This is a genomic window from Pauljensenia sp. 20925_1_34 (assembly GCF_041432775.1).
Classification (GTDB): Bacteria; Actinomycetota; Actinomycetes; order Actinomycetales; family Actinomycetaceae; genus Pauljensenia.
In genome coordinates this window covers 1-13,180 of sequence record NZ_JAPWAG010000040.1, presented here as the reverse complement: position 1 = coordinate 13,180, position 13,180 = coordinate 1, and the positions used below count along the sequence as shown (strand labels likewise).

At 63.7% G+C, this 13,180-nt stretch carries 13 protein-coding genes; 6 read left to right on the top strand and 7 right to left on the bottom strand.

What is annotated here, in order from left to right; all coding sequences use genetic code 11:
• Nucleotides 1-68: 68 nt before the first annotated feature.
• The 3 genes from ispD to O3669_RS10375 form a co-directional block, all read right to left on the bottom strand.
• The gene (gene ispD / locus O3669_RS10385; RefSeq protein WP_371524728.1) at nucleotides 69-785 is read right to left on the bottom strand and encodes a 2-C-methyl-D-erythritol 4-phosphate cytidylyltransferase; all 717 of its coding nucleotides are present in this window, start codon (nucleotides 783-785) and stop codon (nucleotides 69-71) included.
• Nucleotides 769-1,287 (bottom strand): CarD family transcriptional regulator, encoded by a 519-nt coding sequence (locus O3669_RS10380; protein WP_295967780.1) that lies wholly within the window; start codon nucleotides 1,285-1,287, stop codon nucleotides 769-771. Before O3669_RS10380 ends, ispD begins: the two co-directional genes overlap by 17 nt.
• A 365-nt stretch (nucleotides 1,288-1,652) precedes the next feature.
• Nucleotides 1,653-2,390: a phosphoglyceromutase gene (locus O3669_RS10375; protein WP_295967777.1), complete on the bottom strand. Its 738-nt coding sequence runs from the start codon at nucleotides 2,388-2,390 to the stop codon at nucleotides 1,653-1,655.
• A 266-nt stretch (nucleotides 2,391-2,656) separates the two neighbouring features.
• Between O3669_RS10375 and O3669_RS10370 the strand changes: the two genes are divergently transcribed.
• Together O3669_RS10370 and O3669_RS10365 are read left to right on the top strand one after the other, a co-directional pair.
• Nucleotides 2,657-3,886 (top strand): OmpA family protein, encoded by a 1,230-nt coding sequence (locus O3669_RS10370; RefSeq protein WP_371524726.1) that lies wholly within the window; start codon nucleotides 2,657-2,659, stop codon nucleotides 3,884-3,886.
• Nucleotides 3,887-3,931: 45 nt separating this feature from the next.
• Complete coding sequence (locus tag O3669_RS10365) at nucleotides 3,932-4,432, top strand: DUF3060 domain-containing protein (protein WP_371524724.1); 501 nt, start codon at nucleotides 3,932-3,934, stop codon at nucleotides 4,430-4,432.
• Between the two features lie 60 nt (nucleotides 4,433-4,492).
• On the opposite strand, the gene O3669_RS10360 is transcribed toward O3669_RS10365, so the two are convergent.
• The gene (locus O3669_RS10360) at nucleotides 4,493-4,822 is read right to left on the bottom strand and encodes an Lsr2 family protein (RefSeq protein WP_295921550.1); all 330 of its coding nucleotides are present in this window, start codon (nucleotides 4,820-4,822) and stop codon (nucleotides 4,493-4,495) included.
• 225 nt (nucleotides 4,823-5,047) lie between these two features.
• On the opposite strand from O3669_RS10360, the gene O3669_RS10355 reads away from it, so the two are divergent.
• Both O3669_RS10355 and O3669_RS10350 read left to right on the top strand, forming a co-directional pair.
• The gene (locus O3669_RS10355; RefSeq protein ID WP_371524722.1) at nucleotides 5,048-5,509 is read left to right on the top strand and encodes a MarR family winged helix-turn-helix transcriptional regulator; all 462 of its coding nucleotides are present in this window, start codon (nucleotides 5,048-5,050) and stop codon (nucleotides 5,507-5,509) included.
• Nucleotides 5,500-6,738 (top strand): chloride channel protein, encoded by a 1,239-nt coding sequence (locus O3669_RS10350; RefSeq protein ID WP_371524720.1) that lies wholly within the window; start codon nucleotides 5,500-5,502, stop codon nucleotides 6,736-6,738. The genes O3669_RS10355 and O3669_RS10350 overlap by 10 nt, the downstream gene beginning before the upstream one ends.
• Before the next feature lie 146 nt (nucleotides 6,739-6,884).
• Here O3669_RS10350 and O3669_RS10345 read toward each other — a convergent pair whose 3' ends face one another.
• The 3 genes from O3669_RS10345 to O3669_RS10335 form a co-directional block, all read right to left on the bottom strand.
• A complete protein-coding gene (locus tag O3669_RS10345) occupies nucleotides 6,885-8,087 on the bottom strand; it encodes an aminotransferase class I/II-fold pyridoxal phosphate-dependent enzyme (RefSeq protein WP_371524718.1) in 1,203 nt (400 codons plus the stop codon).
• Between the two features lie 74 nt (nucleotides 8,088-8,161).
• Nucleotides 8,162-9,205 (bottom strand): ferrochelatase, encoded by a 1,044-nt coding sequence (hemH, locus tag O3669_RS10340; RefSeq protein ID WP_371524716.1) that lies wholly within the window; start codon nucleotides 9,203-9,205, stop codon nucleotides 8,162-8,164.
• A 275-nt stretch (nucleotides 9,206-9,480) separates the two neighbouring features.
• The gene (locus tag O3669_RS10335; RefSeq protein ID WP_009056527.1) at nucleotides 9,481-9,951 is read right to left on the bottom strand and encodes a Dps family protein; all 471 of its coding nucleotides are present in this window, start codon (nucleotides 9,949-9,951) and stop codon (nucleotides 9,481-9,483) included.
• Between the two features lie 1,458 nt (nucleotides 9,952-11,409).
• Between O3669_RS10335 and O3669_RS10330 the strand changes: the two genes are divergently transcribed.
• Entirely contained in the window at nucleotides 11,410-12,573 is a 1,164-nt protein-coding gene (locus O3669_RS10330; RefSeq protein WP_371524714.1) for a hypothetical protein, read from the top strand.
• A 129-nt stretch (nucleotides 12,574-12,702) separates the two neighbouring features.
• The gene (locus O3669_RS10325) at nucleotides 12,703-12,858 is read left to right on the top strand and encodes a helix-turn-helix domain-containing protein (protein WP_371524712.1); all 156 of its coding nucleotides are present in this window, start codon (nucleotides 12,703-12,705) and stop codon (nucleotides 12,856-12,858) included.
• Nucleotides 12,859-13,180 lie beyond the last annotated feature (322 nt).

Sequence of the window (13,180 nt, the reverse complement as noted above, 5' to 3'; positions counted from 1 at the left end):
GTTAATCTCCGCCGCGGTTGGCGTGCCTCCTTGCGGGCGTGACTCACACTCGAGAGCGCCCGATTGCCTTAGTCCAGCCGCTCCTGCCCCGCGAGAAGCTGCGCGAGACACAGGTCGAGGGGGCGCGTGACCTTCAGCGAACGTTCATCGCCCGCGACCGTGTGCACGACTGCGCCGATCGCCTCAACCAGGCCGGCGTCGTCCGTGGCCGCCACGGCCTCGTCCGCTCCCAGGGAGGCACCCGCCTCGTGCGCGCGCGTGAGCACGTCCCAGCGGAAGCCCTGCGGCGTCTGCACGGCGACCATGTCCGCGCGCCGGGGCGTGCCGGTAACGACGCCCGAGGCGTCCACCGACTTGAGGGTATCGGTGACGGGCAGGACGGGAATAACGGCACCCGCGCCCGCGCGCACCGCATCGATGACGCGCGCCGTCACCTGCGCAGGCGTCAGGGGGCGAGCCGCATCATGCACGAGAACGACGTCACCCGGATTGCGCTGACCCAAGGCGGCCAGACCCAGGGCGACTGACGCCTGACGGGAACGATCAGAGCCAGCCACGACTTCCACGCCGCCGATGTCGGCGATCCCCGCGCGGAATTCATCAAGGGAGGCGGCCGGTGCCGTCACGACGATCGTCCCCACTCCCCCGGCACGTAGGCCACGGGCCGCCCACCAAACAAGGGGGCGACCCGATAATTCGACGAGGGCCTTGGGCACCTCGCAGCCCAGGCGCGAGCCCGAACCGGCGGCCGTCAGGACCGCGCAGGCCTCACTCAGCGGCGGCATCGTCATCGATCTCGATGCGGCCCTCCGCCAGGACGGCGTCAAGGCGCTCAGCGGCGACCGTCTTGTCGATGTTGCGCGCCAGAGCCAGCTCGGAGGTGAGGATACCGCGCGCCTTCGTCAGCATGCGCTTCTCGCCCGTGGACAGCTTCTTCAGATCATCGCGACGCGTCAGGTCGCGCACGACCTCGGCGACCTTCACGATATCGCCGGTCGCAATCTTCTCCTGGTTCGCCTTGAAACGACGCGACCAGTTCGTGGGCTCCTCAACGTAGGGGGCGCGCAGGACGGCGAGAACTTCCTCCAGGCCGTCCTCGTCGACAATGTCGCGAACGCCGACCAGGTCAACGTTCTCGGCGGGGACCTGAATCTCAAGATCGCCCTGGTTCACGCGCAGCTTGAGGTAGGTTCGCTCTTCACCACGAATAGTGCGCGTCATGACCTCTTCGATCGTGGCTGCGCCGTGGTGCGGGTAGACGACCGTCTGACCGATTTCGAACGACATGGATAGTCTCCTGGATGCTTGCGTGGATAGCACGACCTATTCTACCAGTTGCCTGACGAATGTCCCCGAGACGGCGCGAAAGGCCTACGTTACACCCATTCGAGGAACGACACAAACCAGCTTCAAGCAGGACCACAATAAGCCTCAGCGTGGGACCCCGGTCACGATCAGCTGGTCAGGTTTAGGGAATCCACCACAGTGTGCGAACTGCGCACACAAGCGGGTTTTTCACCAGCTCCGCGAGCGCCACCCACCGCGGCAAGCACCCCCCGCGAACGACCCTCACCGGCCGCCCGGGAACCGCACCCGCGGGCATGACGAAGCCCTGGCCTCGTCCATGAGACGAGACCAGGGCTACGCTCAGCTCACTTGCCCTGGTTGGCGACCGCGGCGATCTTCGCCTCGGCCTCGGGATCCAGGTAGGTGCCGCCCTTCTTGATGGGCTTGAGGGTCTCCTCGTCGAGCTCGTACACCAGCGGGATGCCGGTGGGGATGTTGACGCCGGCGATGTCCTCGTCGGAGATCTCATCCAGGTGCTTGACGATGGCGCGCAGGGAGTTGCCGTGCGCGGCGATCATGACGGTCTTGCCGGTCTTGATCGCGGGAACGATGGTCTCATCCCAGTAGGGCAGCAGACGCGCGATGACGTCCTTGAGGCACTCGCTCATGGGGACGGGCTCGCCGGCGTAGCGCGGGTCGGTGTCCTGCGAGAACTCCGAGCCAGCCTCGATGGCGGGCGGGGCCACGTCGAAGGAACGGCGCCACAGCATGAACTGCTCTTCGCCGTACTCGTCGCGGATTTCCTTCTTGTTCTTACCCTGGAGCGCACCGTAGTGACGCTCGTTGAGGCGCCAGTTGCGCTCAACGGGGATCCAATGGCGATCGGCAGCGTCGAGAGCGAGGTTCGCGGTCATGATGGCGCGACGCAGCATCGACGTGAACAGGAGGTCGGGCGTCACGCCCGCTTCCTTGAGGAGCTCGCCACCGTGGGTAGCCTCCGCGCGGCCCTTGTCCGACAGCGGAACATCCACCCAACCGGTGAAGAGGTTCTTTGCATTCCATTCGCTCTCGCCGTGGCGGAGCAGCACCAGTTTGTAGCTCATGTCTCTATTCTCCCACAGTCGAGGCCAAGCTCCTACATTCCGTGTCGTTGATCACGCCACAGCGTGAGACTCGCGCGCCTCGCTCTTTTCCACGGACGAGGCCGGGGCCTCGTCCCCGGTTTCCCCACCCCCACCGCGTCCCGGGGGTCCCCCTGATTAACCCCTGAACACCCGCCCACTTTCCCCCTGAGATCCGCACAAAATCAATGCTTCATATGATTACTCGAACAGTATGCGCCCCTTAATTTTTCCCCTACGGTTGAACCATGACCATCACACGACGCACCCTGACAGCGGCCGCCGTTATCACCGCGGCCACCCTCGCCCTGGGCGCCTGCGGATCCTCCAAGCCGAAGAACGCAGACGCCACCCCCGCCCCCGCCCCCGAGGCAACCACCGAGGCCCCGACGCCGACCCCGACCGCCTCAGCCACGGCCTCGTCCGTGGCCACGGTCCCCGGATACCGCCCCGGCGAAATCCCCCCAATCCCCCTCTTCTCCCTGCCCGCTATCGACGTCTTTGCCTCCAACGCTGACAAGGCCGTCATCGATTCCGCCTCTTCGCAGCTGGCCTCCGTCGAGGGCGTGACCGTCTCGCCCGCCAAGTGCGATGGCTCGTCCCTGATCTCGGGATCCACGGTCTTCGGCGGCGACGGATCGGCCGTCTCCTCCTCCGCGGGCAGCACCGTCGTCAACGGCGGCGACGGCTCCGGCGTCATTACCGAAGGCTCCACGACCATCACCTACGCGGGCGACGGCTCGGGCACCTACACGAACATGACGACGATGCTCACAATCACCGTCGACGCCGACGGCTCCGGCACCTACACGACCCCGTCAACGACCTTCACGCTGGACGGCAAGGGTCAGGGCACCTACACCGACACCGCCTCCGGCGAGACAATCACCAACAACGGCGACGGCTCCGGCACGCACACCACGCGCACCGTCACCGTCATCAACAACGGCGACGGCACCGGCAGCTACACGGGCCCGTCCCTGACCATCATCAACAACGGCGACGGCACCGCCCAGGTCAACGGCCAGACCATCAAGGACGCGCCGAAGGTTGACAAGGCCGCCAAGCTCGGCAAGTTCCCGCCCGTCGAATCCCTCAAGCCCGTCGAATCCTGCGGCACCCTCATTACCCTGGAGGACGGCGTCCTCTTCGACTTCGGCAAGTCCGACATCCGCGCCGACGCCGCGCAAACCCTGGGCAAGCTCGCCACCGTCCTCACCAACGCCAAGGTGCCCGCCGCCCACGTCTACGGCCACACCGATTCCGTCTCCGACGAGGCTTTCAACCAGCAACTCTCCGAAGCCCGCGCGAACGCCGTGTCCGGCGAACTAAAGAAGGACGGCGTCACCGCAACGATGGACGCCACCGGATACGGCGAGTCCAAGCCCGTGGCCCCCAACGAGAACGCCGACGGTTCCGACAACCCCGCCGGACGAGCCCTCAACCGCCGCGTCGAGATTTTCATCCCCGCTTTCTAGTACCCTGACCAAGGTTTAACCTCGATCCAACGAAAGGGAGACACCATGTCCATCAAGTCCCTCCTCCCCGCCGCTGCCGCCGTGGCCGTGGCAGCCCTGGCCCTGACCGGCTGCACCCAGAACAACGCCGCCCCGGCCGAGTCCTCTTCCCCCGCAGCGCCCGCCGCCACCTCCGCGCCCGCTGGCTCCTCCTCCGGAGCCCCCGCGGGCACCGGCGAGGCCCCCGCTCCCTCCTCCCAGGCCCCCGCGGCTGCTCCCACGGCCGCCGCCCAGGACGCCGCGGGCACCCTGACCGTCAACGAGTCCAACGAGCACGTGTCCGTGCCCGCGGGCACCACCATGATCATCGTCAACGGTTCCAACAACCACATTGACGGCGGCGCACTCGCCGAGATCACCGTTTCCGGCTCCAACAACGCCATCGACGTTGAGTCCGTGCAGCACGTGTCCCTCACCGGCTCGAACAACACCATCGAGTACAAGAAGGGCAACGCCCCCCAGGTCAGCGACATGGGCGCGAATAACGAAGTCTCTATGAGCGACTGAGACAGCAACACTAATCGGGGGGTGCAGGTTATCCTGCACCCCCCGATTAGTGTGTATCGATCAGGCATGCGCCTTACGGTAGGCCTCGACGATCGGGGCGGGAATACGACCGCGATCAGAAACATCCATGCCCTGTGCCTGCGCCCACGTGCGAATCTTCGCGTTCTCGAGGCGCTGGTTCGGGTTACCCGCATTGCCGCGGCGGCGGGTCGAGCCAACCTTACGACCAGCCTTAATGTAGGGCTGAATAGCCTCGGCGAATTCCTCGAAATGCTCGCGGTTCAGATCAATCTCGTACGAGGCGCCATTAAAGGCGAAACGCACGGTCTGATCGGCGGGCGAACCGTCGAAATCGTCGACAACTTCCACGACCTTCGTCGTCTTCTTCATGATCTATTCCTCCTGAGGGATCAAGAATTCCACATTCCAACCATCAGCGGAATTCATTACATTTAGAATAGCTCAATATTCTCTCCATTTCTCACTATTCTGTTCCGACCTTAAACGTGAGTTAGATAGCACCAACCAACACCTATCGGTAATTGAAAGTTATACTCGTCAGCAGACCTGAGGCTGGGGAGGCCTCGACCAGCAACACAGAACCGAGGAGACACCGTGAGCGGAGCGCACCACCACCGAGCGGCGGCATGGGAGCTCTACTTCACCACCACGGCTCGCCTCACCGAACGCATCGAAGCCGCCCTCAAATGCCAAGCGGGCCTCTCCATGCCCGAATACTCCGTCCTCCTCATGACCGACCGCGCGGGCGAGGCTGGCATCCGCCCCTCCGTCCTGGCGCACAGAGTCGTCTTCTCGCGCTCGCGCCTCACCCACACGATGAAGCGCCTCGAATCGCGCGGCCTCGTCTCCCGCCGCCCCTGTCAGGGCGACGGACGCGGAGGCCTCGTCTTCCTGACCGAGGTCGGCAAGCAACTCTTCGACGAGGCCGCCCTCGTCCAGCGCGAAGTCATCCGCCGCCTCTTCCTCGACGACATCACGCCCGAGGAAATCGACATGCTCACCGGACTGTTCACCCGCGTCAGCACGCGCATCGACGCCGACACCCCATGCCCGTGACAACCCGTCGCCTTGCGGTCGCAACCCTGGCCACCGGGGTCATCGCAGGCCTCGTTGGCCTCGCATGCAAGCACATCCTCCACTGGGTCCAGGCCCTCGCCTGGGACATGCACACGGGCACCCTGCTGGAGGCCGCGAGCGCCGTCTCCCCCACGCGCCGCGTCCTCGTCCTCACGCTCGGCGGACTCATCGGCGCCCTCTCGTGGTTCCTCCTCTTCCGACGCAACAAGGCCATCACATCCGTATCTGCTGCCGTGGGGGGCACGCCAATGCCTCCGCTCCGCGCCACCTGGCACGCCCTGACCCAGATCATCATCGTGAGCCTGGGCGCGTCCGTCGGACGCGAGGTCGCCCCGCGCGAAATGGCCGCCGCCTTCGCGGCCGCAGCCGCCGACCGACTCAGCCTGACCCCCGAAGACCGGCGCATCATCGTCGCGTGCGGCGCAGGCGCTGGCCTGGCCGCCGTCTACTCGATCCCCCTATCGGGCGCGATCTACACCCTCGAGATCCTCCTCGTGTCCCGCTCGGCGCGCGCGGTCGCCCCCGCCTTCTGCACGTCCGCGATTGCCGTCCTCATCTCCACGGGATTCACGAGGCCTGCGCCCTTTTACAGCGTCCCCACCTTCACGCCGTCCCTGTCCCTGACCGTCTTCGCGGCCCTCGCCGGGCCCCTCCTCGGCGCCGCCGGGTGGGCGTTCAAGCAGGCCGTCGCGCGCGTCAGTGCCGACCGACCCCGCGACTGGCGACTGCTCGTGGCGCTTCCCATGGCCTCGTTCCTCGTTGGCGTCATCGCCGTGTGGGTCCCCTCGGTGCTCGGCAACGGGCAGGCCAGTGCCCAGACCCAATTCGACGCGACATGGGCGGCCGGGGCTGGCCTCGGCGTCGCTGCGCTGGTGCTCGCCGCCAAGACGCTGACAACCTTCCTGACGATCCGCGCCGGAGGCTGGGGCGGCGTCCTCACACCCGCCGTCGCACTCGGCGCCGGCATTGGGGCCGTCATCGGCCTGCCGTGGGCCGCCGCGTGGCCCGGGTCCGAGGTCGCCGCCTTCGCCTTCATCGGGGCCGCCGCGTTCCTCGGCGCGTCCATGAACGCGCCTTTCACCGGCCTGATCCTGGTCATCGAGTTCACCGCGCAGGGGCCCACGATCCTCGTGCCCGCCGCCCTCGCCGTCGGCGGAGCCACCGCGGCCACGGCCTGGCTGACCCGCCGCACCCGCCCTAGAGAATAGTTCCCCAACAATGTCGCACGTAATTCCCTCAACACTATTTCAAACATTGAATTCACAGCGTTGGAATTGCAACGTTTTCTCGCATAACTAAAAACTGACCCAATTAAATTACGTGCGAGATTTGTGGGTAAGGTACCAGCGCGGCATCAGATCTGCGCGAGCGCCTGGTCCAGGTCCGCGATCAGATCCCGCACATCCTCCAGGCCGACCGCGAGGCGCAGGAGCGTGCCGGGCACGCCGCCCACGCCGCCGACGCGCGTCGAGTGGGTCATGATCGCGGGGTGCTCAATGAGGGACTCGGGGGCGCCCAGGGACGCGGCCAGAGCGAATATGCGCGTGCGCGTCGTCAGCTCGAGCGCCGCTTCCTCCGTGGCGACCTGGAAGGAGAGCACGCCGCCCACGCCGCTCGGATTCTGCCGCTCCGCGAGCTCATACCCCGGGTCCGAGGCCAGCCCCGGATAGTGGACGGCACTCACCTTGGGGTGGGTGGCCAGGAACTCGGCGACCTTCTGCGCGTTCTCACAGTGGCGCTCCACGCGCAGCGCCAGCGTCTTGAGGCCACGGTGGGCCAGGTACGTGTCGCGCGGGGAGGGCACGTGCCCGAGGGCCATCTGCAGCTTCACGGCCTCGGCGGCCGCGTCGCGCTCACCGAAGAAGGGCTCGACGTGCGCGGGCAGCTCCAGGCCATCGCGCAGGATGAACGCACCGCCGACCACGTCGGAGTGGCCGCCCACGTACTTGGTCGTGGAGTGCACGACGACGTCCGCGCCCAGCTCGAGGGGGCGCTGCAGGACCGGCGTGGCGAAGGTGTTGTCCACGATCAGCAGGCCGCCGACCTCGTGCGTGAGGGCAGCGACGGCCTCGATGTCCGTGACCGTCAGGAACGGGTTCGAGGGCGTCTCCACCCACACGATCTGGGGGCGCGAGCTGCGAATCACGCGCTCGGCTTCGGCCAGGTCGGTCAGGTCCGCCGCCTCGGAGGTGATGCCCTCGGCGGGCTTGATGACGCTCAGGAGCTTGTGGGTGCCGCCGTACACGTCGGTCGAGTGCACGACGTGGTCGCCGGGGCGCGCCAGCAGGCGGATCACTGTGTCCTCAGCGCTCATGCCCGACGGGAACGCGAAGCCGTGCGTCGCCCCCTCCAGGGCCGCGAGCGCACCCGCGAACGCGTTAGTCGTCGGGTTGCCGCAGCGCCCATACTCATATCCGCTGCGCAGCTCGCCGGGCCGATCCTGCACGAACGTCGATGCGACGTGAATCGGAGGCACCACGTCGCCCGTAATGGGGTCGGGGTCGAACCCGGCGTGGATGGCCAGCGTGGAAAAGGTCGTACAGTCAGGCGTGCTCATACCGTCACGGTACGAGGCCTGGGCCACCTCGCGCTTACGGGCGCCACCGAGCGGTCAATTGTGACAGCGCGCGCCTACACCCAGCCGGCCAGCGCGATGCGCGCCTGCTCCTCCAGGGACGCGACCGCGCCCTCGGAGTCATTGCCCCACGGCACGTAGTGGAAGTCCCCTCCCCCGGCCTCGACAAAGGTCTCGCGGTTGAGCTGGTCGATCTCCTCGAGCGTCTCCAGGCAATCCGCCATGAAGCCCGGGCAGATGACGTCCACGCGCGGGCACTTCGCGGCGCCCAGCTCGGCCATCTCCTCGATCGTCTGCGGGCCCAGCCACTCGGCTCGGCCAAACACGGACTGGAAGGTGGCCGTCAGGGACCCCATCGCCAGGCCCAAGCGCGACTCGAGGGCGGCGACCGTGCGGCGGCACTCGGCACGGTAGGGGTCCCCGGCCTCGTCCATGGCGACCGGGATCGAATGGAAGGACACGACGACGCGGTCCCCCGTCAGGAAGTTCGGGCGACCCACGCGCGCCCAGTGCGCCTCGAGCGCGGTCGCGAGCGCCTCGATGTACGCGGGGGCGGCGGGGAAGGACCGGTGCAGGCGCAGCTCGAAGCCGTCGCGGTTGCGGCCGATCCACTGGGCGACCGCGTCGTTGATCGACGTCACCGTCGAGGCCGCGTACTGCGGGTAGGCGGGCAGGATCGCCACGCGGCGCACCCCCTCGGCGTGCAGGCGGTCCAGGACCGAGCCAATGGAGGGCTGTCCGTAGCGCATCGCGACCTCGACGCGCACGCCCGGCAGGCGCTCGTCGAGGAGTCGGGCCTGCTCGCGGGTGTAGTGCATGAGCGGCGAGCCCTGGTCCATCCAGATGCTGCGGTACTTGCCGGCAACCTCGCGCGGTCGGACTCGCAGGATGATGCCCTCCAGGATGGGCTTCCACAGGAGCGGGCTCATCTCGATGACGCGGCGGTCGGAGAGGAACTCACGCAGGAAGGCGCGCACCGGGCCGGGCTCGGGAGCGGTCGGCGTCCCCAGGTTGACCAGGACGAGGGCGGGCTGCGCCTCGCCATGGTGCGCATGGATTGACGTCGAGGTGGTGGTTGCTGCTTCCTGGGAGTTCGTCACGCCACCAGCCTAATGTTCGTGTCAGTGCGTGTCGCTGACGCTGTGTCACCTCCCGGGACGCCGCGCAGCCGTGCGTGTTCTCGGCGGGTTAAGGAACGGACGAGGCCATGGCCGGCTTCGTCGGGTCACCGCCGCGCGGGGTCGACGCCCGATGTCGCCACGCGTTGCCCGGCCGCGTATGTACGAGGGTGCCCCGCCTGAGAGACAGGCGGGGCACCCCGATGTTATTCACACGAGCCTACGCGACTCGCTTCCTCCTCATGGAGGCGTGCGACTCAGGCCTGGCCGTTCTGCGAACGGATGAACCACGCCTGCTGCTCGAGGCGGCGGATGTAGTCGTTGAGGATGTCGGCGGAGGCAGAGTCCTCGGCGTCGACCTTCTCGTGCACGTCGCGCATGGTGCCGACGGTCGCGTTGATGGCGGCGACGGCGAGCTCCTCGGCGTCATCGGTCTTGACGAGCGTCTCGGGGACGGTCGGGAGGGTGTTGCGCTGGGCGACAACCTCGGGCAGGCCGTTGGGGACGACCTGGAGGGCGCGCATGCGCTCGGCGATCTCGTCGGATGCCTCGCGGGCGATGTCAACGACATCGTCAAGGTACAGGTGGAGCGAGCGGAAGCCCTCGCCCGTGATGTTCCAGTGCAGCTGCTTGCCCACGAGGGACAGAGCGGTCACGTCGGTGAGGACCTTCTGCAGGTTGCCTGCGAGAACGTCGGAAGCCTTGAAACCAGTGGACTCAACGGTCATGATGAATCTCCTCTACGTATCATTTCGGTGCGGGTTTAGCCCTTGTGAGGCCGTGCCCTTCGGACACATCTATGATGGTCCCTTGGTCCCACAATTTCTAGTGCTATCCACCAGTTAGTCAAATGTTTCACGATTATGTCAAGGTCGGGAATAGAGCCGTCGTTTTAGGCGTTTTTACGTCATTAGGACCTTTGCCCTATGGGATAGGATCGCCTAACCAATCTTCCACGAGGCCGTGGTAGCCTCATAAGTTCGCTCAAGCACCCGTGACCGGATGCGATGCGCGGGCCGACACACCCCCAACCCCTTTCCTCCGCCTGCTCAGGCACCTCTGACCACAGGCGGCTGGCGAGGTGACATTCTTCACCTGATGGCCATTATCTTTGGAATCACCCGCGCGGGCTAGTGGGCGTGGAATAGCCGAGCAAACCGGCGGGGCCAGCGGTCGGTGGCGCGCCGACATCTCGATGAGACAACAGCCTGGGAGTATGAGGTGTCGCGCGGCACCTATGGTACCCCTGACATCCACCGCACTGTGCGACGCTTGGAGATCACCGTGGGCGTGCGGGCAGTCGCAAAGTAGATGCACCGCCAAAGCCGGACAGGCTGAAACAAACACCCGTACCAGAGTGGACGCGGCGGGCGGCCCCCAGTGAACCATGAGGATCACTGGAAGCCGCCTGTTTTGCCCGCGGCCCACGCCATATCCCTGGTGGGACGCGCATTTCGCCTCCCTAAAAGCCGGGTCAGGCCCAGCCCCGTTCAAAGTTCCGGCCGGGCTGCGGGTTTATTCGTGCCTGATATTGCCTGACACCCAACAACGAGGTGTCGGTCGGGGTACCTCACCTCAATTTGATACTGAGCTCGTCACAGGTTTGACAACCTATGCACTTCAAGACATCCTTCACAGAATAGTTTCACTTCTCTCTATTTGAAGAGGGCCCTATGAACCAACCACCGGCCGCAACGACTCAAAATTTCCATACGCTATCTATGGATGTGCACCCACGCATCATCGATAGCGCCCTTCTTTCATTACATAGGAGGTACATTTTCAAAGGCGCACAACGTGGCACCATAGGGGAGCTAGGGCAAGGTCCTTACCTGACATCTCATCAAGCTTTTCACATTACAATCGTAACTATGCCGTGCAAACAATATGTTTCAAAGGTAACTGTCGACTTCGACTCTTCAACAATTCGGCCGCAGGAGCTACATATACTGTTGGCCAATACCTATCCGAGTCCGATTCCAGAAACCTGACCCTCTTTGTTTGCCCTGGCGTGGGCTATAGGAACGCTCATATCCTCGTTCGAAAGCAGATTGACAGCCTGACAATTCATGGATCTCAGTAGATCACAACTCTCAACCAACTAGCTCCGCCATGCTGTACAATGGAGTGGAAAGCCGCTGCTTTTACTCCAAGGTTCACATCTACGCATAAGAAAGATGATACCAATGGTTGAGAAAATTCTCTTAGCAATTGAAGCCATGTCCGAAGTTGACGAAATGGCTGCTGCTGCAGACAAGCATGGATATCACCTTCGAGTTTTAGCTGAGGATGCTGCATACTACGGTGATACCGAAGCAGAGATGGTCACTTTCCCCACCAGGAATCACGACGAATTGGCCACCTATATTGAAAAGAACCGTGCGTCAATCGCCCAGGTTTTCAGCGTCACCGACACGTGGGGTGTCATCGCATCAAAAATTCGCGATAAATTCGGCTTCCTCCAGTTTGGTGACACAGCAAAGCTTGAGTTCTTTAGGGACAAAGAAGCTGTTGAATCCGCACTCATTGCACATGGATTCGCCAGACGCTCAAATTCATGGCCAAAGGTCATGAAACTACGAAACGGTACAGGTAAAATCGGCGTCTACTTCGCACAGTCTGAAGATGAAGTAACCAAGATTGTCAACATCTCTGGCTACAAAAGAGATGACTTCGTTGTTCAAGATTTCTACTTCGGACCAGCTTATTCTGCGGAAGTATGGCGAGATACCCACCACGAGATCTTCTTCGGCATCACCAATCGGATCTTATCTTCCCCGCCATACTTCACTGAGCGAGTCAAATCATTTCCATGGGCCGCAGATTCCCAATGGGAGACAAAAGTTAGAGAATGGGCCTTTCAGCTTCTTCGCACTTTAGATTACACTCTTGGTTTGGCACACATCGAATTCATCGAGACGTCTAATGGTTTTCGGCTGGTTGAAATCAATGCGCGAATGGCAGGAGCACTGATCACACCCGGTATCCTGGCGACAACGAACTTCAATCCGTACGCCATGGCAGTTCACCAGGCACTAGACGTCCCGCTGTGCGAAGTCATGAATCGAGAGATACGGGGCGGATACTCTCATGTCAGCGTTTACGCTACAAGCACCGGAACCATCGCATCAATTCACGGCATCGATCAACTGGTGCACAATCCCGGAGCGCCCACGTGGGTACCTTCTCGTGAGATCGGTGATCGTATCGTCGAGGTTGGAACGTATCGGTCTCGCATCGGCAACCTCATGGCGACCGGCGAAACCGCTGCGATCGCGCAAGATAGAGCGATTAGCGCTTCGAGCTTAATTTCAGTACGAATCTCAACAGGCGGAACTACGCATGTTTAAGAAAGGACCAAAACTCACGTCTTACATTCTGCTAGTGGCAATAACTATTAGCGGAATCTCTACCTTTATGGGCAGTGTCATAGGGTGTAAGCAATTTGTGTGGTAGCAGTGCTGTTGGAGGGGCTGGTTGTGAGCTGTCGTCGGATGCTTGGAGTCGAGGATCGTGCGGCGATCATGGCGGGGGTGGATGCGGGCTTGTCCCAGGTGCGTATCGCCCACTTGATTGGGCGTAGCCCCTCGGTGGTGTGCCGTGAGATCGCCCGCCATACGGGCCCTGACGGGTAGTATCGGGCCGAGGAAGCCGACAAGGCAGCCCGCGCGGCCAGGCGTCGCCCGAAGAAGCGCCTGTTGGATTGTGACGAGATCCTTCGCGACCGTGTAATTGCTGATTTGTCCCAGGGGCACACTCCCCGCCAGATCAGCGGGCGCCTGAGCATGGAGGCGTGTGGCACACTGCCCTCCATGGATACTTCCCCCGACGCCCAGGGCCACACGATCAGCCACGAGGCGATCTACACGTGGATCTACGCCCACCCCAAGAAGACGCTCATCGAACACGGCATTTGCTTGCCCTCGCGCCGGTGGATGCGCAAGAAACCCCCCACAG